Source organism: Candidatus Devosia phytovorans (assembly GCA_029202405.1).
GTDB lineage: Bacteria > Pseudomonadota > Alphaproteobacteria > Rhizobiales > Devosiaceae > Devosia > Devosia phytovorans.
Map to the genome: position 1 here is coordinate 3,466,021 of CP119312.1, position 24,145 is coordinate 3,490,165.

A 24,145-nucleotide genomic window follows, 5' to 3' on the forward strand; every position below is an offset into this window, starting at 1 on the left:
AGCCGCAATGATCTTGTCCCCTATCCAGCCTTCGTCTTGGCTAGGCAGATCGAAACGGAGAATTGGGTATTTTGTTTCTTCTCTGCGATCCCCTCGAGAGGACTCGCTGGGATTGTTTGGAGAGTAACGCAAGGGAATCACTCTGAAAATTGTGAGGATTGCCGTCGCGCTTTCTGCCGTTGTTGGAATTGACATCCGTAAATTTGACAATGGAATTTATTGCGGCAATGCGTATCGTGGTTTTGCTAATGCGACTGGGGGGAAATTCAGCGCGACCGAGAATGAATATTCCGGCTGTGCGGATCGGAGTGGATGTTAGCGTTTGCAGAAGACTATTTGCGGCGAATTCGTGCCGCGACAAATGATACTGAGATCATTGCTATCCTTGGGCTTTTGGCCGGTGAACTTGGATATCGAAGCAGCTATTTGATCGAATATGCCAGCACGCTGAAAACGGCGGCGCTGGTGCTCGACAGCAGCCCGTGGAGAATGGGCTGGTGGGAATATTACGCTTCCAGTGGCTTGCGCCCGGATACGTCGGCAGCAGCCGAGCTGCTGACCCAGAATGGCGTGATCTATTTCAACGAGACGCGGTTTTCTGCGTCGGGTGAACCCATGCTGGCCTTCGCCCGACGGGTGGATATGGTCAATGCGGCAATGATTCCCATCCGCTTCGACGAGCACGTTGCGGGACTGGTCGGCCTGTGCGGGGAGAGGATCATGACGCGCGAGCAGGAAAAGGCGGTGCAGTTCGTCTGCTACAGCCTGTTCTCGCAATCACGATCCTTTCTGTCGAGCGGCATTCGCGCCGCTCCGGCTCACCTCACCCCGCGTGAAAAGGAAGTGGTGGCGCTGTCGTCGGAGGGGCATACGGCCCAGGAGGTCGCCGAGCAGCTGGGCATGTCGCCCCGGACGGTCAGCCAGCACATGGACAATGCCGCCGACAAACTGGGAACAAGGAACCGGGTCCACACCGTCGCCGAGGCCATCCGGCGCGATCTTCTCTAACAACAAGGACAAGGCACGAAGATGCACACCTTTGTCGATACGATGCTGCGCCGGATGTCGACCGTCAAAAGCGATGCCGACATCGAGAGCCTCTTGGGCCACCTCGCCGAGGTTCTCGGTTATCGCAGCGCATTCCTGCTGGATTTTCCAAAGGACGGGTCCGACCCCATCCGCCTCTGGGACAGCAACGAGGACCGCGGAGCCTGGTGGCGGCAGCAGACCTTGCAGGGCACGCAGTCGATCAGCCGGTCGCTGACCGAGGTCCTGTCGCGCGAGGGTGTGCAGCACCTGCGTATCGATGCGGCCGACCCGCGCTACAATTTTGCCACGCGCTATGATTTTGTTGCCGCAACCGTCGTGCCCATCACCTTCGACCACGAGACGCGCGGCGTTGCCTGCTTTTCGGGCGAGGCGGTGCATGTGGCGAATATGGCAATGTCGCTCGAAATCGTCTGCTATGCCCTGCTGATGCAGGCGCGGCTGACCAGTTCCAATCCCGGCCTGCCCTCGGTGACACTGACCCCGCGCGAACTCGAGGTGGTGGACCTTTCCGCCCAGGGCATGACCTCGGAAATGATTGCCGGAGAGCTGGGGCTGTCCCCGCGCACCGTCAACCAGCATATCGACAATATCGGCATGAAGCTCAAGACGCGGAACCGCGTGCATACGGTGGCCGAGGCCATCCGGCGGGGCCTGCTCAACTAGCCTGCGACACCCTGTCCAAATTATGTCGGAACCGTGGCGAGGCTGCGCCGTTGCGTCCTTGATATAGTTTCAGGGAGATGGGCGCATGGCCACGATGAGCCGGGGTTTTGGATATTGGGCGGTCGTCGTCCTCGCAGTCATCATGGTGCTGTTCGGCCTGCCCATTGCCGCCGGTGGCGTCTGGCTGATCACGCTGGGCGGCTCCTGGTATTATGCGCTTGCGGGCCTTGGCCTCCTCGCCTCTGCGCTGTACCTGTTTCGCCACTCGATCACCGGCGTCTGGATTTATCTCGTCACCTTCATCGGCACGCTGATCTGGGCGCTGTGGGAATCCGGCTTCAACGGCTGGGCCCAGGTGCCGCGCCTCGTGGCGCCAACCGTCATCCTCATCCTCGTGCTTCTGACCATTCCCGCCCTGCGCGGCCGGCTCGGCGTGCCACGGGGTGCCTATGCGGCAGCCGCCACCGGCATCCTGGCCCTGGGCGCTTCGGCCATGGTTCTCACCACGGTGCGCGAGACGACCCTCGTGGCACAGGAAACCACCACGCCGCCGGCTATCGAGACCCCTGCCGAGCCTGCTGCACCGGCCACGCCGCTCGCACCTGCGCCAACCGAAACCGCGACGCCGGCCGCCCCAGTTGAACCGCCGGTCCAATATGCCGTGCTCGAAACCGGCGTCGACTGGCCGGCCTATGGCGGCGATCACAAGGCCACCCGGTATTCCCCGCTCGACCAGATCACGCCGGACAATGTCGCAGGCTTGGAAAAAATCTGGGAATTCCGCACCGGCGACCTGCCGGAAAATGATGAGCCCTTCGGCAACCAGAACACTCCGGTCAAGGTGGGCGATCGTCTCTTCCTCTGCTCTGCGCTTAACAAGATTTCGGCTCTGAACGCCGCCACCGGCACCGAATTCTGGACCTATGATCCGCAGACACCGGCCGATGCCATTGGCTATAATGCCTCCTGCCGTGGCCTTGTCTATTTTGAGGACACCACCGCGACGCCTGGCGATCTCTGCGCCACCCGCGTGGTCAACCTGACCCATGACGCCCGCATGATCGCGCTCGATACCGAGACCGGCCAGCTCTGCCCCGATTTCGGCAATGGCGGTATCGTCAATCTGATGGAGGGCATTGGCGACAGTGCGCCCGGCTTTTATGCCCCCACCTCCCCGCCCACTCTCGTTCGCGACGTGCTCGTCGTTGGTAGCCAGGTCAGCGACGGCCAGACCCGCGAAGCTCCTTCGGGCGTGATCCGTGGTTTCAATGCCGTAACGGGCGAACTCGACTGGGCCTGGGACATGGGCCGTCCGGGCGAAACCGGCCTGCCGCCGGAAGGCGAGATCTATACCCCAGGCACGCCCAACATGTGGACCATTGCCTCGGGTGATGACGAGCTGGGCCTCGTCTACATGCCGATGGGCAATTCGGCCGTTGACTATTGGGGCGGCGACCGCTCCGATGAAGAGAACCAGTTCTCCACGGCCATTGTGGCGCTGGATGTCGAGACCGGCGAAGTGCGCTGGTCTTACCAGACCGTCCATTATGACGTCTGGGACTATGACCTTGGCGGCCAGGGCACCCTTGTGGATTTCCCCACCGCTGACGGCCCGGTCCCGGCCATCGTCATGCCGTCCAAGCAGGCGCAGTTCTATATTCTCAACCGTGAAACCGGCGAACCGCTGGTCACTATCGAGGAGCGTCCTGCCCCAACCGGCGGCGTCGAGCCCGAGCGCCTTTCGCCCACTCAGCCCTATGTCACCGACTTCCCGAACCTGTTGAAGCCAACGCTCACCGAAAAGGACATGTGGGGCGCAACCCCGCTCGACCAGCTCTGGTGCCGCATCCAGTTCCGCCAGGCGTCCTATGACGGCGTCTATACGCCGCCGACCGTCGACACCCCCTGGATCCAGTTCCCCGGCTACAATGGTGGCGTGGATTGGGGTGGCGTGGCCATCGATCCGGTCAACAACATCATGATCACCAACTATAACAACATGCCCAATTTCAACCAGTTGATCCCCCGCGAAGAGGTGGATGCCATGGGTGTGCTGCCGATCAACGATCCCAACTACGACTCCGAGGCCGCTTCGGGCTCGCATGGCTCGGTTAACCCGCAAGCGCAGACGCCCTATGGCATTCGCGTCAACGCCGGCTGGCGCGTGCCCTTCACCGGTCTTCTCTGCAAGGAACCGCCCTATGGTGGCATCGCGGCGATCGATCTCAACACCCGCGAAATGCTGTGGGACCGCCCCTTTGGTTCGGCCCGCAAGAATGGCCCCTTCGGCATCCCGACCATGCTGCCGATCGACATCGGTACGCCCAACAATGGTGGCGGCGTGGTCACCGCCTCGGGCCTGTTCTTCATCGCCGCGGCAACCGACGACATTCTGCGCGCCGTCGATACGACGACGGGCGAGGAAGTTTGGCAGGTTGAACTCCCTGCCGGCGGCCAGGCAACGCCCATGACCTATGAGGCCGAGGGCCGGCAGATCGTCGTCATCAATGCCGGTGGCCACGACTTCATGGAGACGCCGATCGGCGACTATTTCATCGCCTATGCCCTGCCGGAGGGTGCCGCGAACTAACCGGCTCCAGCGTCAGGACCCAAATGCAAGCGTCACCCGATATGAGCTATTGCGGCCCACCGCCGCTCCCGGAAAATCTCTGGGGGCGGTGGAATTTCGATCCCTGGCTGATCGGCCTTCTGGCCGTGGCCAGCCTGGCGTTCCTGCTGCGGCCATCGATACGGCAACAGCAGCGCGCCTTCCTTGGCGCCATGGTCCTGCTGGTGATGATCTTTATCAGCCCGCTCTGTGCCCTGACCGTGGCGCTGTTCTCGGCACGGGTAGTGCACCACGTGCTGCTGGTCGCCCTGGCCGCGCCATTGCTGGCATGGGCATTGCTTTGGCAGCGCGACAGACTTGCCAACCTGCTCACGCCGCTGACAGCGCTACATGCGGTGACCTTTTGGATCTGGCATGCACCTGATGCCTATCAACTGGCACTGACCAGCACGCCGGTCTACTGGCTGATGCAGGCGACGCTGTTGGGTTCTGCCGTCCTGTTGTGGTCGGCCATTTTCGCCGCATCGTCCGGCAAGGCGATTGGTGCACTGCTGTTTCTAACCATTCAGATGGGCCTGCTTGGCGCGCTTCTGGTCTTTTCCTCCAGCCCGCTCTATGCGCCCCATTTCACCACGACCATCCCCTTTGGCCTCGGCGCGCATGAGGACCAGCAACTCGCCGGCCTCATCATGTGGGTGCCGGCCAGTCTGCCCTATATGGTTGTCGGCCTGTGGCGACTGGTCAGCCTGCTGCGCGCCGAAACGAGCGCCGAGGCATGATCCCTGTCCTCGTCAAATTCCTGCACATCATTGCGATTGCGGGCTGGTCGGCAGGGCTGATCTGTCTGCCTTTCCTTTATCTGCAGCGCTACCGGCTGGGCGGTGATGCGCTGCACCGTCTGCATAATTTCACCCGCTTCTTTTATGTCGCGTTGGTTTCACCGGCCGCTTTTGTGGCGGTCGGCACGGGTATCGCGCTGATCTTTGTGCAGGGAACATTCGAAGCGTGGTTCTCGGTGAAGCTGGCACTGGTCGCTGCCATGGTCATCATCCATGTCACCAGCGGCGCGCTGATCCTGCGCCTGTTCGAGCCGGGCCAGAACTATCCGTTCTGGCGCTTCCTCCTGGTCAGCACGGCAACCGTGGCCGTCATCGCCAGCATTCTCTTCGTCGTTCTGGGCAAGCCGCAATGGACGACGCCGGGAGAAATCGAAAATTTCTTTGCCCCCGGCGTGCTCGGAACCCTGCTTGCCGATCTTACTGCTTGGTCGAGATGATGAGGCCAACCCCATGATCAAAGACCAGCTTGCCACCGTGCCAACCGGCCAGTGCCGTCATCACGGCTGCGATCAGCGACAGCATCAATCCATGCGGCAGCACGGCATCGGGCACGTGCAGGCGCAGACCAAAATTGGCGCCCGCAACGGCCAGCAGCGTCATGGCAGCAATGGCATGGTTCCAGCTCGCGACACGCACGCGGATGCCGGGCACGGCCAGCAGTTCGAGGGTGCCAGCTATGGACGCCAATATGCCGAAGGCAAAGGCGAAGCCGGTGGCCCAAAGACCGGCGCGAACGAAGAATGGATCGGCTGTGATCCAGTAGAGTCCGTCGACACCCAGAGCACAGATCACCAGAGCGATGGGAAAATGCACCAACATGGCGTGGATGGGGTGGCCGGCAACGGCAATGGCCGAACCGACATCCTGATCGGCCACCGCGCGAATGGCCGGATTGGGATGGGTGGAATGCGCCTCGGGGGGCTTTTCTTCGTGTTCGACCTCGACTTCTTCGCTGTCTGGCTTGGCCATGTAGTCTCCCGTGCTGTCCGTTTTGCTGCCTTTGCAGCAACGCCGCTGGCGCTGGCTGGTTGCGCCACGCCTTTGTCGACGCTCGACCCGGCCGGCCCGGCGGCTTCCAATATCGCGACCCTCTGGTGGATCATGTTTTGGGGCAGCGTCGTGCTATTTGCGCTGGTGCTGGGACTGCTCACCACCAGTCTGCTGCGGCCGCGACTGATCGCGCAGGTCAAACCGATGCACTGGATCATCGGTGGCGGGCTGATCATGCCCATACCGATCCTGCTCGGCCTGCTGTTTGCGGCCTTGCTGCTTGGCGAACGGCTCCTGCCTTTGCGCGGCGCGGACGCGCCGATGCGGATCGAGGCGCGAGCCAGCCAATGGCAATGGCGCTTTGCCTATCCGGACCATCCCGCAGCGGGAGAAACCGAGGTGCTGCATCTGCCAGCGGGCGAAGCTGTCGACATCGTTGTGACAGCTGAGGATGTGATCCATTCCTTCTGGATCCCACGCCTGGGCGGCAAGATCGACGCCATTCCCGGACGGGAAAATGTGATCCGGCTCGAGGCGGACAAGCCAGGCATCTATCGCGGCATCTGTGCCGAATATTGCGGACAGGGGCACGAGACCATGGGCTTTGTCGTCGAGGCGCATGCGCCGGCCGACTATGCGAGCGCGCTGGAGGCGAGGCCATGAGCCGCGAGCAGCTTTCGCCCGTGGCGCTGCACAAGGCGCTGGAAAAGATCTGGTCCACGCCGCCCGGCTGGGGCCGGCTGTCGGCCGTCAATCACAATATCCTGGGCAAGCGTTTCATGATGCTGGCCCTGGTGTTCTTCGCCATCGGCGGCGTGCTGGCCATGCTGATCCGTGCGCAGCTCGCGACGCCCAACAGCGCCTTCATCGGCCCCGAACTCTACAACCAGATCTTCACCATGCATGGCACGGTGATGATGTTTCTCTTCGCCATTCCCATGTTCGAGGGATTGGCGATGTATATGCTGCCAAAACTCCTTGGCGCGCGCGACCTGGCCTTTCCGCGCCTCGCCGCCTATGGCTTCTGGTGCTACCTGTTCGGCGGCACGATCCTGATCGTCGCCATGCTGGCGGGCTATGCACCCAATGCCGGCTGGTTCATGTATACGCCGCTCTCGTCGGGCACCTATACGCCCGGGATCAATGCCGATGTCTGGCTGCTCGGCATTACCTTCGTCGAGATTTCAGCGGTCACCGCGGCTATCGAGCTCATCGTCACCATTCTCAAGATGCGCGCGCCGGGCATGTCGCTGACCCGTATGCCCATCTTTGGCTGGTACATGCTGGTCACCGCCGGGATGATGCTGATCGGCTTTCCGCCGCTGATCCTGGGCTCGATGCTGCTTGAGCTGGAGCGCGCCTTCGACCTGCCCTTTTTTGATCCGACGCGCGGCGGCGATCCCCTGCTGTGGCAGCACCTGTTCTGGCTTTTCGGTCACCCCGAGGTCTATATCATCTTCTTGCCGGCCGCCGGCGTGCTCTCCACCATGATCCCGACCTTCGCCCGGCGACCGCTCATTGGCTATAACGCCGTCATTGTCGCCATTGTCGCCATGGCCTTTTTGAGTTTCGGGCTCTGGGTGCACCACATGTTCACCGTGGGCATTCCCCATCTGGCCCTGGCCTTCTTCTCGGCCGCCTCGGCGCTGGTTGCGATACCCACCGCCGTGCAGATCTTTGCCTGGATCGGCACATTGGCCTCCGGCCGGCCGAAGTTCGATATTCCCATGCTCTATGTCGTGGGCTTTTTCATTGTCTTTGTCTGTGGCGGGCTGACCGGGGTCATGCTGGCCATGGTGCCGTTCAACAGCCAGGCGCATGACACCTATTTCGTCGTGGCGCATCTGCATTACGTGCTGGTCGGCGGCTTCGTCTTTCCCATGCTGGCGGCGCTCTACTACTGGCTGCCGCATTTTACCGGGCGGCGTTCAGTCTATTCCCTGTCGGTACCCGCCTTCTGGCTGATCCTGATCGGCTTCAATCTCACCTTCTTTCTCATGCACCTGACCGGGCTCATGGGCATGCCACGACGCATTTCCACCTATCCGTCCAACTGGGGCTGGGACTGGCTGAACCTGATCTCCTCCTTCGGCGGCTTCCTGATGACCATGGGTTTTGCCCTCGTCCTCATCGACATCATCATGCAGTTCCGCTTCGGCCGTCGCGGCAGCCGCAATCCATGGAAGGCGCGCACGCTGGAATGGGCCATGCCGACGCCGGCACAAGCCTATAATTTCGCAGCAATCCCTGAAATCTCGTCTCGCGCCGACGATCTCGAGGTCAATGCGCTGGGCAATGAACTGGCCGCCGGCAAAGGCTACCTAGCCTTCCCGCGTGCCGGACGGCAGGAAACGCTGGGCGTCGACATGATGAGCGGCGAGCCCGATCAGGTGATCGTCCTGCCGCAGCCGACCTATCTACCGCTTTGGACGGCCCTTGCCACCGGCGGCGTCTTCCTCGCTTTCCTGTTCAAGCTCTACTGGCTGGCGCCGCTGCCGGCGCTTGCCGCCGTGGTCCTGTTCTTTTTCTGGGCGCGGCCCCTGGGGGCGCGGCGCAACATGGGCGCGATCGACATCGGCATGGACAAGGCCGTGCCGGTCGATGGCGAAGTGAAGGACAATGTCACCTGGTGGGCGACGCTCTGCGGCATTACCGCCGACACGACACTCTACGCTGCACTGCTGTTTGGCGCGCTCTACTTGGCGTTGATCGCGCCGGGCTGGACTGGCTCGATGCCGGGCATGAACTGGTTGCCAACGCCGGCGCTGGTCACCGGTTTTGCCGGACTGTTCCTGGCGCGCCGCGCCGAGGCGATGAACGGTAATGGTCAGTCACCTGCAACGCCACTGGCCATCGCCACCGGCCTGGGCGCGACGACGACCCTGCTGCTCATCATCGGCGTGATCATGGTGCCCGACCCCACCAGCCATGCCAACCTCGCCCTGCGCGTCGTGCTGATGATCTATGGCGCCGTCCATGCCCTGGTCGCGACGCTGCTGTCCCTCCACGCCCTGCTGCGCTGGCGCGGTGGCTTCGTCTCGGCCGTTCGCGCCACCGACATGCGGATCACGCGCGCCTGGACCGACTATGCGGCCTATGCGCAACTGCCGGCCTGGGGCCTGATCCTGCTGCTGTCGGGAGTGGGGACATGATGCGCAACCTCTGGCCGCTGCTGGCCGGCTTCGGCATCTGGGCCGCGGGCTTATCAGTGATATATTCCGTCCAGGCGCTGGGCTGCGTCTGGCTCTGGACGGAGGCCATGCACCGGACCGTGCTCGTCGGTCTCGCCATTCTGACGCTGGCGGCGCTGGCGATCCTCTTCATCTGGCAGCAGTTTTTGAGCCCGCCAGACGCAGTCTGGAAGAAGTCGTCCAGCATGCTGACGGCCCTGGCGCTCGCCGCAACCGTGGTGACCTTCCTGCCAACCACCTTCGCAACGCTCTGTCAGTAAGGAAAATATGGCGGAGAGAAAGGGACTCTCCGCCGTCAAGACAAAACTCCTGCAAAATCAATACTTTGCAAGCACATTTTTCACAGACCTTTGTACCAATGATTTGGCGCGGCGCAACCCCCGTCGCAGGTTTGTACGGCGATTTCCGCAGCCGACGGACGACGAAGGGCTCCGCCTCCTCCGCCGCCCGCTCTGGACGCGGCGGTCCCTACCGGACGGGCCGACGTGTCGGTTCGGTCTCGAGTATGGAGATGTCATTGCGGCTTGATCGGAGGCTTTCGGAAGGGCATCAGTGATAGTCCGAGGCTTTGGGGCGACGATGCAGGTAATATACAGAGGCAGGAGTAACCGGCGTACGCGGCCGATGCCGAACCCGCCCGGCGATTTTCTCGAACTGCTCCACGACAACTGGGACGACTTCGGCTTCGAGACGACGTTCCACGCCAAGTGCGTGGCCGACGGCGAGACGCTGGATCTGGCTCCCCTGCGCATCTTGGTCAAGGACGAGACGACGACCGCGGACACTTGGCGGCGCCTGGTGGGAGAGGGCTGGGACGGAGTGTTCCCTGCGCCCGGCATCGACTATGTCACGGTACCGTCCGACGTGACGTTCTACCAGCAACTGGAGGCGGCGATCGGTATCGACCGCACCGTCGAAGTGGCCGCCGCGCTGCGCGACGCGAGCTATCTGGTGCACGTGTCGGAGGACGAAGAAGCGATCGCGCTCACTAAGTCGACCGGCTTCAAGGACTCGCTCCAGCGGGAGCGCGGAAGTGTCAAGGCGTTCATCGACAGCTGGAAAATCCTTCGGGGAGAAGAGCTTTCCGTACTCGACATGGGGTTCCGGTTCGATAACGTTCGCGGCAAGCGCTCTCTCCTGGAGTTGCGGTTCCAGTCCGACAGCCCGCTGCCGCACGACATCAACGTCCTCATCGGGCCGAACGGTTACGGCAAGTCCAGCGTACTGCACCAGATGGTGGAGGACTGGACCGCATCGAGGGAGTTCGGCGGCCAGGGTTTCGTCGACAAACCCAACCTCAGCCAAATTGTCGTGGTCTCCTACAGCCCGTTCGAGAGATTTCCCGTCGATCTGTCGCCCAAACGGGTCAAGGACGTCGACGCCTATCGCTACTTCGGGTTCAGGGGACGGTCGGTGACGACCGACGGAAAGCCCGGGCGCATCCGCATCTCGAACGACTTTCCGCGCAAGGCCGCTGCCGGCTCGTTGCTCGATTGCCTGGCGGACGACCACAAGTACAGCGCCATCAGGGGCTGGTCGAAAAAGCTGCATACCGTGGAAAAAGTGCTCAAAACCGCCATCGACTTCGATTTCGCGGCTTTGGAGATGGATCTCGGTAAGCGGGCGAAGGATCTTTACGATCCGCAGTCTGCACCGCGGGCGCCGTTCAGCTATCTGGTCGGCGACGACCCGAAACGCAGATATTTTCCGGTATCGTCCTCCCGCGTCGCGGGCCTCGATCTGGAACGGCTGAAGCATGCGGTCGTCACCGACTCCGGAGTGGCGTTTTTCAAGGACGGTGAGCCGGTGGAGCTCAGTTCCGGTCAGCGGCTTTTCGCCTACCTCGTGGTCAACGTCGTTGGAGCGATCAAGCGCAACAGCCTGATCCTCGTCGACGAGCCCGAGCTCTTCCTGCACCCGACGCTCGAAGTCCAGTTCGTCGGGATGCTGAAGGGCATCCTGAAACGCTTTAATTCCAAGGCCCTGCTCGCTACGCATTCCGTGGTCACGGTTCGAGAGATTCCGGCCGATTGCGTGCATGTGTTCGAGAGGTCGGAGGACGACGTGCTCGTGCGCAGGCCTCCGTTCCAGACGTTCGGCGGCGACGTCCAGAGGATATCGTCCTACGTTTTCGGCGACGGCAAGATAGCCAAACCGTTCCAGAATTGGATCGAGACACAGCTCGAGGCACGCTCCGCCTCCGAACTCATAGCCGCCCTGGGCGACGAGGTGAACGAGGAACTTATCTTGCAGATACGCGCCATGGACCGCGCCTGATGGTCATGCATCTTCCGGAGCCGGATTTCGATTCCGTCGCTTTCCTCGATCTTCTGGTGGATGCCCGCCTCAAAGGGAAGAACAAGCTCTTTTTCGAGAGCATCCGGCAAGAGTGGCGAGAACGGACCGAGCGCTACATCGAATTCAGAGGCTCGCCGGAACACGTCCCGAGCTGGCCGGATATCCTGCACAACAGCGGCGTCTTCCTCAATCTTTACGCTTCGCCGGCCCTGGGCACCCTGCACCACGGCATGCTGAAAACCCTCGACGCACATCTGCTCACCATGTGTCCGGCCTGCGGCGAGCCCGGCCGCCCCAACACATTGGACCACTACCTGCCGAAGACCCAGTTTCCGCATTTCTGCGTGACGCCGCACAACCTTTTCCCGATGTGCGACGCCTGCCAGACCGAAAAGGGAAGCAAGACCGGCGATGCCGAACACCCCAGGTTCTTCATCCATCCCTACTTCGACGTCTTCGCAGCCCAGCAGGTACTGCATCTGCGGATACAGGCTCCATACGACCCACCGGCTTTCAAGATAGTACCGTCCCCGCATCTGTCGTCCGACGAGACCCGGCTCGTGGACCGGCATCTACGCGAACTGGATATCGGCCGGAGATACCAGGAATATTGCGTGACCGCGTTTCCCAGGCTGGTGCGGCTATGCGCGTCGGCGAGGCAAAGCGGCCAGTCCGTGCCGGATTCCTTGCAACTTTTCGCCGACCACTTCGTCGACCCCAGTCCGAACGGATGGGACCATGTCCTCTACTCGGCCGCCATCGGCGATCCGGGCTTTCTCGATTACCTGACGAACGGACCTATACCGCCCTACCCTTGATCCTGTCGTCCAAGGGGGAATGCCGGCGCCCGCGGTTCTCTTTGTTTGCGGCCTCTCGACATGCTGTCCGGATATCCGACAATCGCCCTTTGCGGCGGATGGATCGCGGATGCAGGTTCAGGTTGGCGCCAAGCCGACCTGACAGACGCTATTTGTTGAGCGCGTCCTTGAGAGCCTTGGCCGGCGCGAACATTATCTTATTCGCTGCCGCGATTTTTATGGTGGCGCCGGTAGACGGATTGCGACCTTCGCGCTCCGGCGTAGCCTTGACCTTAAATTTCCCGAACCCCGGCAACGAGACTTCGTCACCTGCAACTGCTGCGTCGGTTATTGCCTTGATGACGCTGTCTACCAGCGCCTTGCCCTGTGACTTCGACAAGTCGTGCTCAGCCGCAATCTTGTCCGCGATCTCGTTGGTCGTCGCCATTATCTTCTCCTTCGTCAGTTAGCGGCACACTCAATCATTCCAGGACGGTCACGTCGACAACCATTTCACGACATTTGTCCATGGGTCGACCGGCGTTGTTCGGGCATCGCCAAAAAGCCCGCGTGGTCGTCCAATAACGGACCTTAACGATCGCGCCGAGCGGTCTGCGCATCCACTCGGTAAACATCCTTCAAATGGCGTGCCCCCTCGGCTGTCCATCTGAAGGAAAAGAACACCTGCGAACTGACGGCCGACCATGTGGCAACGCAAAAGCAAGCGTCATTCGTCGCCGGCACCGTCCGCCTTCAGTCTGACCCACTCGGCCTCGATGACGCCGACGCGAGCGAGAGAAGTCCCGAGATCGTGGGCGATCCGCTGCGCATGACTAGGTTTAAGCTGGGCGACCCACTCGCATTCGCGGTATTCACCGACCAGAGCGAATTTGTTCCCCTTTTTCGTGGCGGCGACCATGCGTTCGCCGCCGGCGACAAACCTCTCCATCCAAAGCTGGTCACGCGGCTTTCCGTAACTGAAGAGCTCGATAAATCCCTCGCTGCCGGGCCGTTCGATGACCACCCCTTTTGACTGGCCTTTTCCCGCCACCGCCTTAAGTTCCCAGAAGGGGAAGCTGTAGGATTTGCCGTCGTCCAGCCTAACGCAGTCGCACAACGGCATCAGGCACACTGCATACCGGAGCTCATCCCGTTCCACTCCCGCCGCGTCTTTCACCTGTACGGAGTATCGGATTACCGTGCCAAATTCGAGGTAACGCGCCTCTCCATACTGGGTGCGGGCCACGAACAACGCAGCCAGGCGCTCGGTCGCGTTCGTGCCAGCTGCGTCGAGTTCCTGATGGAGCTTCTTTATAGCCTTTGTGTCCAACTTCACCATCTTGCGGACGGCGGCCGGCCCTTCCTTGAGAAGCCGGACAGGATATTCTCCGGCTTTGGTCGGCTTCCCGTTCTTGTCGTTCCATACGGTTTTGACGCCCAGCGCGTCGATCGCATTGTTAGCCATCGCAGTTGCCTGGCCGGCGGGGATCTTGGTATCCACCATCACCGCCAACGCTTCTTCGGCCAGCAACTCGGGTATCTGTTCGAAGGCGTCGTCTGCCGGCCACACCAGCCCGCGATGAGCGAGAAAGGCCCCGTCCATTTCGGGGCGGAACTTGTCGAGAATCTTCTTGGTATTGGTCCGGACGCTCGCCAGACCATGGAGGGCGAACGAGGGTAGAATGCCTTCATGCATCTTGGCGAACTCGCGGATTATCCTCTCCGCCAAGTCGGCTTCCGCGACCTGTGCATCCGAGACCTGATCGGCGGGGCGGCCGGTCGTCGGCTTGCCCAGAACGACGATACGGGACGATCCTGCGTTAAGCACGTAAGCGCCGTCCACTTTGACTGCCAGCTTCAACCCGTTGAGGTGGTCGAACACCTGCTGGGCCACGTGCTTGAGGTTTTGGGTAGAGGTATAGATCGCGCAAAGTCTCACGTGGTGCGGCACGGTGGTTTGAGCCGAGGCGACGAGGCCGGCAATGAGGCCCAAAACCTTAGTGCCGGGTTCCTTGTGGAATTCCCAGTCGAGGATGACGACGTCGGCGCGCTCGCAGAGCCTGAACAACTCGGAATCGGGATCGGTCCTGAAGTCTTCCGCCGGCTCGTACAGCGCACAGACCATCCGTTCTTTGGCAAAGGATTCCACCAGAAATTTGGGGTGATACAGCTCCCCGCCGTCGGCCTTAGCGGCCATAGCGGCCGCGGCGGCTTCGACGTCTTCCTTCGCCACCTCGATTACCTTCTGGACCTCGGGTTCGACAGGCTTTCTCCAAATCTGCATCGACGCGGCGGCCGGCGTCGCCTGATCCTTTACGGCTTGGGCGGGAACGCGGACATAGATCTCGTCGTCCACGAAGACCACGCTCTGCAGATACTTGCGCGCCGCCGAGAGGGCGAACTCCTGGACTGTCGTCAATTCCGTCCTCCGTTTTCCCTGAAAATCAGGGCGAATGTCACTGAAAAGCCTGCGCGTGGCTGCACGACGCGCAGGGCCATCCCCTCCGCCTCCAACGCCTTTGCCGAAATGAAAAGGCCGAGGCCGCGTCCACCCGATTTCCGGCTGAAACCGCGTTCGAAAATCCGTTCGTTATCGAATCCCTCGATCGACGGTCCATTGTTCGAGATGAAGATGGCGCTTTCATCGGCGTGGAATTCGATCCGCCGGCCATCAGGTACAGAGTTGAGCCAGTGCAGGGCGTTGTCGACGACGTTGATTACTGCGGGATAAAGCGTCGATGGGTAGCATTCGACAGTGGTGGCCAAGAAAGCCTCTGTCGACGACAGCTCCACCCGATGTCGCTCGAGGCGGTTGGAAAACAATTCGTTGCAATAGTTCCGGATGTCACGGCCATCGATTTTGATCGCCGCGCGCTGCAGTCGTCGCTGCAAAGGCGTGAAAAGATTGAGGTGGCCGTCCAGGTGCTCGAAGTTGGACCGGATCGACTCGTAAAGAGGACGTATGCCGTCGCTGCGCCGCGAGATCTGGCCGAGTTCCTGGATACTTCGGCGCACCCGCTTTATCGACGCGCTGAATTCGTGGTTAATGATTGCCACCGCCAGGCCGAGTTGCACCATCTCGAAATCTTCGTCGGCCTGCTCCTCGAGAGCGAGCATGCGTTCTTCCATCGCCTCCATGATCTGGGCCGGCGCTTCGCCGTCCGATGCACGCAGGTTTTCAGCAAGCGACGCAAGCATGTCGCGCGCAGCCATCAACGCGTCTCGGTGACGCCCTTCGATTTCCGTCAACTGCGTTTCCCAACGTCGCCGCATGTCGTCGACCCGTTCGGGATCCATGCCGGCAAGGTCGGTGCGGTTGAGGTCCGCCTCGATGGCACGCACGGTTTCGTCCAAGGCCAGCCGGGCGCGTTCCGTTATGGCGAATACGGTCTGTCGGGTGTCGGTCGCAGTGGTGTTCGCTTGCTTTACCGCCTCCGCCAGGTCCTTCTTACGCTCGTTCGCAAGGGACCTGATACGCTCTTCCAGACGTTTGCGTTGGTCGACGTATACACGCGCCTGTTCCGCAACCGTACCGAGCGTACCGGCGACTTGCTCCTCGAAGGGCGAGAATACCTCCGTCTCCAGCCTTTGGCGCTCGACGCTATAGGCTTCCCAGTCGCGCTGTAACTCGCGTCCTAGCGCAACCCCCGACGGACGCTTCTTGGTATACTTCGTCCGCAGTTCGGCCAGCGAGCCTATCGCTTCCTGCTCCGCCCGGATGAGCGCCGCGGCGGCCTTGTCCTGGTCTACGATCTTGGCGGCAGCGTCCATCCTGGACTGCGTGACCCTCATCAAGTTGGCCGCCTCCGTAGTGGGAAGGCCTGAGCGCACATCTTCGGAGAAGGACTGCAGCGCCAGGGTAAAATTGCGCTTCTTGGTGTTCGACTGCTTTTGCTGCCGTTCCAACGCCGCCGATCGTTTGCGGATCTCCGCCTGGGCGGTTTCGAAAGCTTCCGTGTTCGCTCCCGTCTTGCGGAAGAACTCCGCGGCCAGATAAAGCAGCAGATTGATCAGTATGTCGCGGATCTGACGATAGGCCTCGTTCTGCTGATAGCCCTCTCGACCAGCTTTCTCCTGCAGTTCTACGTTCCGCTCACGGGTCAGCAGCACCGCGCCGAACATGCGTCTGAAGGAGAAAAAGTAGTATCCCGCACCCTTGTTTCTGCGCTTCTCGACATCGAGCCAATCGAACGAATAATCGCCGTACGGCAAGATCCGGACACCGTCCCGGTAAACGTAGATGCCGCCTAGGTGATTGAGCTTTTGATGGAGCCGCCAGAAGACGTCCGCGGGCATGAGCGTTTCGGTCGGTCGTCCCATGACGTATCCGAAGTTGACGTCGAACGGTCCGCACTTCGTAACGCGTCCTTGGGCCCCGCCCCAAGGGATGACGATTTCGTACTGCTTGTCATAGACCCGAAGAGAGCCTTTGAACTGCCCGAACTCGTCGACTTTTCCCTCAAGGTAGTGGTCGGATTGGGTCAGTAGCTCGTCGCGGGTAAAGAACGTGGAAGGATCGAGCAGTTCCTGTCCCTGGGTGTCGCCGGGACGCCAACGCCGGAACGAGGTCGTTATACGAGGCCGGGAGTCCGCACCGAACACGCCTTCGGAAAACCCGAGAAGGTGCTTTCTGAAACTGTAGTCGTCCTCTCGCTCCTCGTGCTCGAGTTCCAACTTGATTACCGGATTGCTCGGCGCCACCAAGAAGTGCGTGCCGGTAGCGGATCCGCCGAGCCCCAGATGATGTTCTTCCGTCGTGGCGAGATACCCGTAGACGCTCGCCAGGTCAGGCTGAAAGGTATCGATCTGCCGTATGATCCGATCGAGATCGGCTTCGGGATGCTTTTCCTTGATCGCCGTCGCGCAGTCTTTCAACTTGGCTCTCATACCCGCGAGCGTCTGTTCGTCCGGTAGTCCACCTCCCGAAACGACCTCGACGGGGACCTCGATATCCTCGAGATTGAGACCGGGTATCTCGAACAGTCCCCAGTGTATAAGACCGACGACCAGATCATGGATGCCGTCGGCACGCTCGGCGCGTGTCAGGACCATCGTCTGCTCGCCCAGCAAAGCGATAGCCAGCCGTCCGATGCCTTTTTCCCCGGTGATCGGTCGTGGCTCCGCGTCCTTCGGGCGGTACGGCGGGGCGCTGGATACGGCTTTGCTCTCCGTTCCGAGTACGAGCCATTTGTCCACGAAATCGGATTGGGTCATTCCGAAGCCGTCGTCGCGGATGACCAGGAACCCGTCCTTTTCACCGCCGAAATCCTCGAAGTAGTCGATCGATATCCGGTCCGCGTAGGCGTCGTGAGCGTTTTTGAACAGCTCGACCATTGCGTTCTGCACGCCGGCGATCTGCTGCCTTCCCAACATGTCGACCGCTCTGGCGCGGGTCTGGATCCTAGCCATTTCTGACCGACTTCAGGTGCATGCCTATCCTCTCCGCCAGCGCCGGCGGAACAGCGTTGCCGATCTGCCGTGCCATGGCGTTGATGCTGGAAGCATGGAATTGAAACTGCACCGGGAAAGTCTGGAGGGAAGCTCCTTCCCTGATGGAGATCGCGCGATTTTCTTCGGGGTGGCCGAACCTGCCGTTGGAAAGGCTGACAAAGCGGGTCGTAATCGTCGGAGCGGGCCGGTCCCACGACATGCGGCCATACACGTCGCGGAACATATGGTCCTTGTCGCGGTAGGCGTCGATCTGCAGGTCCGGATCACCCGCCCATGATGATCGGTTGCCGCCGGTGGGCGTCGCCTCGATGCGCCGGACATTTCTTTCGGACAACGCCGCCGTCGTATGGTGGAAATCGGTTTGATCCCGATGACCCGGGCCGATCTGCGCAAACCCGTTTTCGACACCTATGAAGTCGGCCACGTTGAGTGGCTTAGCTCCCGCATCAGTAGGCAACGGACTGACTTTGGTGACCCGCGAAGCGATCAGAAGATATCGCATACGGTTCTGCGGCACGCCGAAATGGCCGGCGTTGATGATACCGTCCTCGAAATTGTAGCCCAGTCTGCGCAGGAAATCCTGAAAATCCTTGAGCACGGTGCCGTCGGTGCGACGAAAGAGCCCGGGCACGTTCTCGACGACGACAAAACCGGGCCGGAAGTGCTTGATGAATTTCTGAAACTGCTTGAGCAGGAACGCGGTCTTGAGCGACTTGGTCTTGTCGGTCCTTATCTTGCTCCAAAACTGGCAGGGACTGCATCCGCAAAACACAAGGTCCGGGTCGTCGATCTCCAAGCCGAGTCGTCTACCCAATTCTGGAGCCGACAGGCCGGTAATATCGCGACGAATGAACTTGGCGTCGGGTACGTTGGCCTCATAGGTTTTCTGGCAGTCGGCGGCATTGTCGATGCCGGCCAACACCTCGATCCCGGCCTGCGACAGGCCGTAGGACATTCCTCCTGCCCCGCAGAAAAAATCTACCGCTTTTAGTGAAGCGGCGTCCCGCACACGCTTGGTCTCAGACATTCTCGACTATATATTTTGAATTCAATGACTTGCCAATTTGCCGGCAGGGAATCCGATTAAACTGATTTGATGAACATTTCTCCCTGCCGATGCAGCAATGCACGCGTGCGAGCTGACGGCAACATGAAACTCGTCAGCCCATTGCGACCTGCCGCTGCCGAGCATACCGACCGTGAGATATCGAGAACAGAAATCTTGCAAGGTCGTGACCGCGCCGTATGGAGACCCAGGGTGTTCGTTGCAATATCGGTAGTCAGACCGCGGTGAGATAAATCACACTCAAGCGTCCATCTCCGCCGGATTTACGTGCGGAAAACCGGGTCCGAAAAGCTTTTCGCCCCTTTCGCCTATCAGGACGTTTAACTCCCGCGCCCGGCTCAACTGCGTTTCTGACCTATGCTTGATCTGAGCCATCAGAGCGTTGAGCTCGGCAGTATAAGGGACTAGGCGCGCAAGTACCTTTTCCTTGTCACTGTCGAAAAGCGTTCCGTCTTCGAGGGCGTCTGGAGGGATCAGATCCTTCATCTTGGCTCGAACACGATTGTACTGATCGATACTCGCCACGAGAACCTCGTGCTGCAAACCTAGCTCGACGCACCGGGAAACCAATGCGAACTCGTGGGCTTCGAGAAATGGCGCCAGTTCGTCTACTTCGAAGAGCTGAAGCCGCGTGCTGCCTACAATTCCGGGGACTCTGGCCCACATAGGGTGTCCAGTGAGACCATAACGATTGGCATTCTCTAGTTGTCGATGCAGCGAGTCTACGGTCGCCCTGATATGGACCAGGATCTGCGACGCCCTCATCATCAAACGCACCGCATTGTCCCGAGCGGCAGCTATACGAGCGATCTCGTGTTGCTTGGAGGAATGATCGATAGCCGCCATTTGCAGTCTGTGTGCGTGGTCGGCGGCCTTTACCTGCAACCAGGCCGCGATGATGCCGGCCACCAGCGAACCGAGCAAAGCACCGCCGAGGCCCGAGCCGACGGCAACCCAATCCGATGCTGCCAAACCCAGAAACTCGGTCGACCCAGTGTCCCAAACCAAAACGGGAACCAATGTTTCCATGCCTGTGCAATCCGGATGTTCAAGAACCTCCCCATTACTCTTTTAAACGCGGATTCGTCAGGGTCGATCTGTTGGTAGCCTGTTCCGGCCGTGTTTTCGAGATCGTGTTTCAAGGCTGATCGTCGGAGGATTCGACCGCGGTGCGACGCGCGTCGGGTGTCATAAAGCGGCCGAACGGTGCCGGAGCGCTTAACCAAGATTTCTGTCAACCAGCGGCGGATTTCACCCGTTGGCTACATGCCGTCGCTACTCCAACACCCTGATCCGTTTCGCGGCGTCCGATGTGAAGCATTCGAGGTTGCAGCGCGACGGTCGTGGAGAAATCTGTCTTCCATAATCCGGTGAGCCTATCGGTGAGAGAACCTCCCCCGGCGCGCTCCCGGACTTTTCGGACCGAGGGCTCGACGCCCTCACGCAAGAGGGCGTCGAATGCGTGCTCGATTTCCGTGTCACGCATGTTCGACACCCTCGCGGCGCTGACGAGCGACGCGCCATGCCGTTTCTTCACGACGCCTGATACGTTTGGCGAAATGGCGCCGAGAAGTAGCAAAACGGCCACGTCTCGCCTCGGACTTGGGATGAATTGACGAACTGGATCGATGGTGTTGATGATGCATGATAAACCCTTGGACAGGGTTGGTCATCGTCACGCGGAAAGCTCGGCGTGCGGAGCGACGGGTCGCGATCCGTCTTGTGCATCAAGTAATGTCCGGAAAAATCCGTTCAAGGACCGGTGGCGACAGAAGGAACAGCTCCGTCACTCCTCCTCGGCCTGCAGCAGGCTGACGACGACCGTTCGACCGTTGCGTGCAAAAGAGATGCCGTTCTCTTCGAATACCCGCTCGATGTCGCGCAATGTTCGATCCGTCAACGGTCGACGGCCCGACTCGAAGCGCGACAAAGTGTTAACGGCGACCCCTGCCATCGCGCTTACCTTCGGTTGCGACCAGCCGAGCAGTGCTCGGGCGGCTCTGATCTGTGCAGAGTTAGGCAACGCCAAATTTCGTCTCCTCAACACCGACGCAGAACCAAGGTAGTCCTCGAGATCAACATATCCAACCTATTTTGCGATTTTTTCACCAAAAGACTTGTATCTCACGATTGCCCTCATACATGTCGGCTATCGGCTTTGTCCGAACTTCGCATGCCGCTCATGCCGCATGACGTCCTTGCCTGTGAAATCCGGACGGATCCATGCGAAGCGTTCCATGCCTGTTGAAGACGAGTGTTCTGTCGTCCAATCCCCACAATACCACCGACCTCCATAGCGGAGGCGTACATGTCTGAGATCGTCATCCCGTTGGGTAAGAAGCTGATCTCGTCCGACTCCGCTTTGGCGCTTGCCATGATCGACCGCATGTTCCGCGACGAAGCCCGCGTCGCCCTTGAGACCGGTAAGGTGTGCGTCGTCATCAAGGTGCCCTCTTTCGACTGGGTAGCCCCCATGGTCGCGGCTGCAAAGCTTCTGGGAGAATGGAACGAAATCGTCGCCCCGAAACCTTCTTTTCGAGACGATTTCGACGACGCCCTAAAGCACCTTGCGGCTGGCGGCAGGGTGCTGTGCGTATCTGCATCCGCCGCTACCTCTCTGCCTAAGTCGATCATGTTCACGGCGGACTACGTGGTGGAAATGCCATACCCGGGCGATGAGGAGATAGCTGCCGTGATAAAGGCGGTAACGGGCTTTCCATCGCCTGACCTGCCTCCGGGCATCGGGCGGCGCCTGGATTTCGGGACATTGTGCGCGGCGATGCGCAGAGGCAGCTCGCCCGAGAAATGCGTTGAACGCCTGACCGCCGCCATGTCGGCGGTCGATCAACCCGAACCAGGCTTGGCCGACGCGCCCTATCTCCACGAATTAAAAGGTTACGGCCAGGCAATGGACTGGGCCAATCGCGTCGTAGCCGACGTGGAGAGTTGGCGAGAAGGGAAACTACCGTTTTCGGCGATCCAAGCAACTTGCGTCCTCGCCTCCCAGCCTGGCTTGGGCAAATCCAGCTTGATGAGAAGCTTGGCAAGGACGGCCAGGTTGCCCCTGTTCGCATCCTCTGTCGGGTCGTGGTTCGCAGGAGGGACGGGATCGCTGGACGGCGTCATAAAGCAGATGGACCAGCTTTTCAGGCAGGCCGCCGAAGCCGGTCCCGCCATCGTATTTCTCGACGAGCTGGAGGCCCTGCCGGACCGAAGGACCCTCGATTCCCGTTACCGCGACTGGTGGACGCCGGTAATCGGGCACATGCTCACCATTCTCGACGGCGCAGCCACAAGTAAGGTCTCCAACCTGATCATTGTCGGAGCGACCAATTTCGCGGACAGGCTGGACGGCGCCCTGACGCGCCCCGGCAGGCTCAGCCCAGTCCTCGAGATCGATCCTCCGGATGCCGACGCCCTGGCCCATATATTCCGTCAACACCTCGGGGACGATTTGCCGGATATGGACCTGGCGGCGATCGCGCGACTTTGCGTCGGGATTTCCGGTGCCGAGGTGGCTGGCATGGTCAAGGGCGCGCGCGCCGCGGCCCGGGCGGATGGACGCGTCGAGCTTCTCGCCTCTGACCTCCGCTCGTCGGCAGTTCCCGCGACCAAAGAAGACCCGGCAACCCTGCGCCGAGTATGCCTTCACGAGGCCGGTCACGCCGTAGCGGCTCATTTACTCGGTGTGGGCAGCGTCGAGCGCGTAGGGACTATCCGATCCGGCTCGGTTGCCGGAGCCACGGATATCAAGTTGCGCTCCGGCCTGCTCATGCAATCGGAACTCTTCGACCAAGCCAGGATGGGACTGGCCGGAATGGCCGCCGAGATGGTGGTGCTCGGCGAGCGGAGCACGGGCGGCGGAGGAGACCTGGGCAGCGACCTGGCTCGGGTTACGGAGCTTCTGGCCAGCTGTATCCTGAGCTTCGGCTTCGCCGACTCGATGATCTACCAGGCGGGAAGCGAGGAGATCGGGCAGACGTTGAAGTTCTCCTCGGCGGTCCGGCTAGAGGTCGACAGGCAGATGAAAACTCTCTTCGAAGAGGTGTGCGAATTGCTGGAGGCCAATCGGTCTACCTTACTACGCGTCGCATCGACATTGGAGGTCGAGCGAGTCATCGACGGTCGACGTTTCCTCGAAGTCGTCTCCGTTGTCAAAGACGCGGAGCGCCTTCATGCCTGACACATCGGAAAGGATAGATCGCTCCTTGGCCTTCGCGCTGCAGGAATTCGACGAGGGAATCCGGAGGCGGGCATCGATGGCAGCTTTGGCCGCAATCGCAGCCGTACTTTTGGAAGCAGCGGAATGCCGCTCTCGGCAAAAACGCGTCAAACGTTCGGATTCGGAGCGAATACCGAAGATTAACCAAGATGTTGCGAAAAGGTGATAATATACCCAAAAGGTGTTGAAATAACCATGCCGCTCTGTTCTTTAGAATGTGTCAGGCCGGTGGTCTGAGCGCGACCGCCAAGGTCGCGAGATCCAAAATTCGCACGGCAGAAAATCCCGTGACGTATCACCGCCATCGACGGAGAATTCGATGACAGTCGCACTCGAACTGACGAACCCGGCGGGTATCGTCCTCTATCCCGATCAAAAAGCCGCACGCTTCCATCACGAGCGGAAAAGCCTGGCAAAGCGTGCCCGCGCCATTATCCGTGCTCATTACGGGATCGTGGAAACCGCTCCCGACTCCTTGCTCATCCATATCGTCACCTCGGCCGGTTTCAGCCGCGACGATCTTGCTTGGTTGAGGGTGATGAGGGGCGGCAAGATGATCAACATCCTCGTCGTACCCAGCCGCATATGGCACAATCCCGAAAGCATGGCGTTGGTGTTCAAGGCGCGCCGCGACGCGACAACATCCGGCTTGCGTTGTCTTTTGGTGCCTCAGCGTTGGCTTCGGGGCGAGAACAGGTCCGCAGCGGCCAATCTGATCGCCCGCTGCAGCGAGCACGAAACGTCCGATATCGAGCGTCGTGCAGTGACCGAACATATCGCCTCGTACGGCAGAGCCACCGTCGGCACCTGCGCAGAGATCCTCTCGCGTAACGACGATCCGTTCGGCGCCGTTCTGGCAATGCATGCCTGTGGCGTCATCCGCATTGACCTGAGCCGCAGGATTGCACCGGACAGCTGGGTCAAGCTCGGCCTGCGCAACTGACATCCCGCTTTTTCAACGCCTCGTGTCCGGACGACAGTCCGGACCGTGTGCCTATGGAAACTTTCC

19 protein-coding genes are annotated in these 24,145 nt (G+C 60.6%); 12 read left to right on the forward strand and 7 right to left on the reverse strand.

Going from position 1 to position 24,145, the window contains the following annotated elements:
- Positions 1-312: 312 nt before the first annotated feature.
- From P0Y65_16940 to P0Y65_16960, 5 genes are all read left to right on the forward strand, one after another.
- Positions 313-1,008: a helix-turn-helix transcriptional regulator gene (locus P0Y65_16940; GenBank protein ID WEK03858.1), complete on the forward strand. Its 696-nt coding sequence runs from the start codon at positions 313-315 to the stop codon at positions 1,006-1,008.
- Positions 1,009-1,029: 21 nt separating this feature from the next.
- Positions 1,030-1,713 (forward strand): helix-turn-helix transcriptional regulator, encoded by a 684-nt coding sequence (locus tag P0Y65_16945; protein WEK03859.1) that lies wholly within the window; start codon positions 1,030-1,032, stop codon positions 1,711-1,713.
- 85 nt (positions 1,714-1,798) lie between these two features.
- Positions 1,799-4,303, forward strand: coding sequence for a membrane-bound PQQ-dependent dehydrogenase, glucose/quinate/shikimate family (locus P0Y65_16950; protein ID WEK03860.1), 2,505 nt, complete (start codon positions 1,799-1,801; stop codon positions 4,301-4,303).
- A gap of 23 nt (positions 4,304-4,326) precedes the next feature.
- Positions 4,327-5,061 carry a cytochrome c oxidase assembly protein gene (locus P0Y65_16955; protein ID WEK03861.1) on the forward strand — a complete coding sequence of 245 codons (735 nt, stop codon included), beginning with the start codon at positions 4,327-4,329 and terminating at the stop codon, positions 5,059-5,061.
- On the forward strand, positions 5,058-5,558 hold the full coding sequence (locus tag P0Y65_16960; protein ID WEK03862.1) for a CopD family protein: 501 nt from the start codon (positions 5,058-5,060) through the stop codon (positions 5,556-5,558). Before P0Y65_16955 ends, P0Y65_16960 begins: the two co-directional genes overlap by 4 nt.
- Here the strand turns inward: P0Y65_16960 and P0Y65_16965 are convergent.
- The gene (locus P0Y65_16965; protein WEK03863.1) at positions 5,539-6,090 is read right to left on the reverse strand and encodes a DUF2231 domain-containing protein; all 552 of its coding nucleotides are present in this window, start codon (positions 6,088-6,090) and stop codon (positions 5,539-5,541) included. The genes P0Y65_16960 and P0Y65_16965 overlap by 20 nt on opposite strands.
- On the opposite strand from P0Y65_16965, the gene coxB reads away from it, so the two are divergent.
- The 5 genes from coxB (at position 6,052) to P0Y65_16990 (ending at position 12,418) form a co-directional block, all read left to right on the forward strand.
- Positions 6,052-6,774, forward strand: a complete 723-nt coding sequence (gene coxB, locus P0Y65_16970; GenBank protein WEK03864.1) for a cytochrome c oxidase subunit II — start codon at positions 6,052-6,054, stop codon at positions 6,772-6,774. The genes P0Y65_16965 and coxB overlap by 39 nt on opposite strands.
- Positions 6,771-9,263, forward strand: a complete 2,493-nt coding sequence (gene ctaD, locus P0Y65_16975) for a cytochrome c oxidase subunit I (GenBank protein WEK03865.1) — start codon at positions 6,771-6,773, stop codon at positions 9,261-9,263. Before coxB ends, ctaD begins: the two co-directional genes overlap by 4 nt.
- Entirely contained in the window at positions 9,260-9,562 is a 303-nt protein-coding gene (locus tag P0Y65_16980) for a hypothetical protein (GenBank protein WEK03866.1), read from the forward strand. Before ctaD ends, P0Y65_16980 begins: the two co-directional genes overlap by 4 nt.
- Positions 9,563-9,926: 364 nt before the next feature.
- A complete protein-coding gene (locus P0Y65_16985; protein ID WEK03867.1) occupies positions 9,927-11,579 on the forward strand; it encodes an AAA family ATPase in 1,653 nt (550 codons plus the stop codon).
- Complete coding sequence (locus tag P0Y65_16990; protein ID WEK03868.1) at positions 11,579-12,418, forward strand: hypothetical protein; 840 nt, start codon at positions 11,579-11,581, stop codon at positions 12,416-12,418. Before P0Y65_16985 ends, P0Y65_16990 begins: the two co-directional genes overlap by 1 nt.
- Before the next feature lie 148 nt (positions 12,419-12,566).
- On the opposite strand, the gene P0Y65_16995 is transcribed toward P0Y65_16990, so the two are convergent.
- From P0Y65_16995 to P0Y65_17020, 6 genes are all read right to left on the reverse strand, one after another.
- Complete coding sequence (locus tag P0Y65_16995) at positions 12,567-12,845, reverse strand: HU family DNA-binding protein (protein ID WEK03869.1); 279 nt, start codon at positions 12,843-12,845, stop codon at positions 12,567-12,569.
- Between the two features lie 279 nt (positions 12,846-13,124).
- Positions 13,125-14,816, reverse strand: coding sequence for a response regulator receiver domain (locus P0Y65_17000; GenBank protein ID WEK03870.1), 1,692 nt, complete (start codon positions 14,814-14,816; stop codon positions 13,125-13,127).
- Positions 14,813-17,806 (reverse strand): ATP-binding protein, encoded by a 2,994-nt coding sequence (locus P0Y65_17005; GenBank protein ID WEK03871.1) that lies wholly within the window; start codon positions 17,804-17,806, stop codon positions 14,813-14,815. Before P0Y65_17005 ends, P0Y65_17000 begins: the two co-directional genes overlap by 4 nt.
- On the reverse strand, positions 17,799-18,875 hold the full coding sequence (locus P0Y65_17010) for a DNA cytosine methyltransferase (GenBank protein ID WEK03872.1): 1,077 nt from the start codon (positions 18,873-18,875) through the stop codon (positions 17,799-17,801). Before P0Y65_17010 ends, P0Y65_17005 begins: the two co-directional genes overlap by 8 nt.
- Before the next feature lie 279 nt (positions 18,876-19,154).
- Positions 19,155-19,943: a hypothetical protein gene (locus tag P0Y65_17015; GenBank protein ID WEK03873.1), complete on the reverse strand. Its 789-nt coding sequence runs from the start codon at positions 19,941-19,943 to the stop codon at positions 19,155-19,157.
- 757 nt (positions 19,944-20,700) lie between these two features.
- Positions 20,701-20,943: a helix-turn-helix transcriptional regulator gene (locus P0Y65_17020; GenBank protein ID WEK03874.1), complete on the reverse strand. Its 243-nt coding sequence runs from the start codon at positions 20,941-20,943 to the stop codon at positions 20,701-20,703.
- 279 nt (positions 20,944-21,222) lie between these two features.
- Here P0Y65_17020 and P0Y65_17025 point away from each other — a divergent pair, with 279 nt between their 5' ends.
- Positions 21,223-23,097 (forward strand): AAA family ATPase, encoded by a 1,875-nt coding sequence (locus tag P0Y65_17025; protein ID WEK03875.1) that lies wholly within the window; start codon positions 21,223-21,225, stop codon positions 23,095-23,097.
- Positions 23,098-23,455: 358 nt separating this feature from the next.
- Positions 23,456-24,079, forward strand: a complete 624-nt coding sequence (locus tag P0Y65_17030) for a hypothetical protein (protein WEK03876.1) — start codon at positions 23,456-23,458, stop codon at positions 24,077-24,079.
- Positions 24,080-24,145 lie beyond the last annotated feature (66 nt).

What these genes read in the sequence shown, in the direction of transcription:
- P0Y65_17030 (WEK03876.1), top strand. Translation starts at nt 23,456, where the DNA reads ATGACAGTCGCACTCGAACTGACGAACCCGGCGGGTATCGTCCTCTAT.
- P0Y65_16945 (WEK03859.1), top strand. Translation starts at nt 1,030, where the DNA reads ATGCACACCTTTGTCGATACGATGCTGCGCCGGATGTCGACCGTCAAA.
- P0Y65_17025 (WEK03875.1), top strand. Translation starts at nt 21,223, where the DNA reads ATGTCTGAGATCGTCATCCCGTTGGGTAAGAAGCTGATCTCGTCCGAC.
- P0Y65_16985 (WEK03867.1), top strand. Translation starts at nt 9,927, where the DNA reads ATGCCGAACCCGCCCGGCGATTTTCTCGAACTGCTCCACGACAACTGG.
- P0Y65_16980 (WEK03866.1), top strand. Translation starts at nt 9,260, where the DNA reads ATGATGCGCAACCTCTGGCCGCTGCTGGCCGGCTTCGGCATCTGGGCC.
- P0Y65_16995 (WEK03869.1), bottom strand. Translation starts at nt 12,845, where the DNA reads ATGGCGACGACCAACGAGATCGCGGACAAGATTGCGGCTGAGCACGAC.
- P0Y65_16960 (WEK03862.1), top strand. Translation starts at nt 5,058, where the DNA reads ATGATCCCTGTCCTCGTCAAATTCCTGCACATCATTGCGATTGCGGGC.
- P0Y65_16965 (WEK03863.1), bottom strand. Translation starts at nt 6,090, where the DNA reads ATGGCCAAGCCAGACAGCGAAGAAGTCGAGGTCGAACACGAAGAAAAG.
- P0Y65_16990 (WEK03868.1), top strand. Translation starts at nt 11,579, where the DNA reads ATGGTCATGCATCTTCCGGAGCCGGATTTCGATTCCGTCGCTTTCCTC.
- P0Y65_16950 (WEK03860.1), top strand. Translation starts at nt 1,799, where the DNA reads ATGGCCACGATGAGCCGGGGTTTTGGATATTGGGCGGTCGTCGTCCTC.
- P0Y65_17015 (WEK03873.1), bottom strand. Translation starts at nt 19,943, where the DNA reads ATGGAAACATTGGTTCCCGTTTTGGTTTGGGACACTGGGTCGACCGAG.
- P0Y65_17010 (WEK03872.1), bottom strand. Translation starts at nt 18,875, where the DNA reads ATGTCTGAGACCAAGCGTGTGCGGGACGCCGCTTCACTAAAAGCGGTA.
- P0Y65_16940 (WEK03858.1), top strand. Translation starts at nt 313, where the DNA reads ATGTTAGCGTTTGCAGAAGACTATTTGCGGCGAATTCGTGCCGCGACA.
- ctaD (WEK03865.1), top strand. Translation starts at nt 6,771, where the DNA reads ATGAGCCGCGAGCAGCTTTCGCCCGTGGCGCTGCACAAGGCGCTGGAA.
- P0Y65_17005 (WEK03871.1), bottom strand. Translation starts at nt 17,806, where the DNA reads ATGGCTAGGATCCAGACCCGCGCCAGAGCGGTCGACATGTTGGGAAGG.
- P0Y65_16955 (WEK03861.1), top strand. Translation starts at nt 4,327, where the DNA reads ATGCAAGCGTCACCCGATATGAGCTATTGCGGCCCACCGCCGCTCCCG.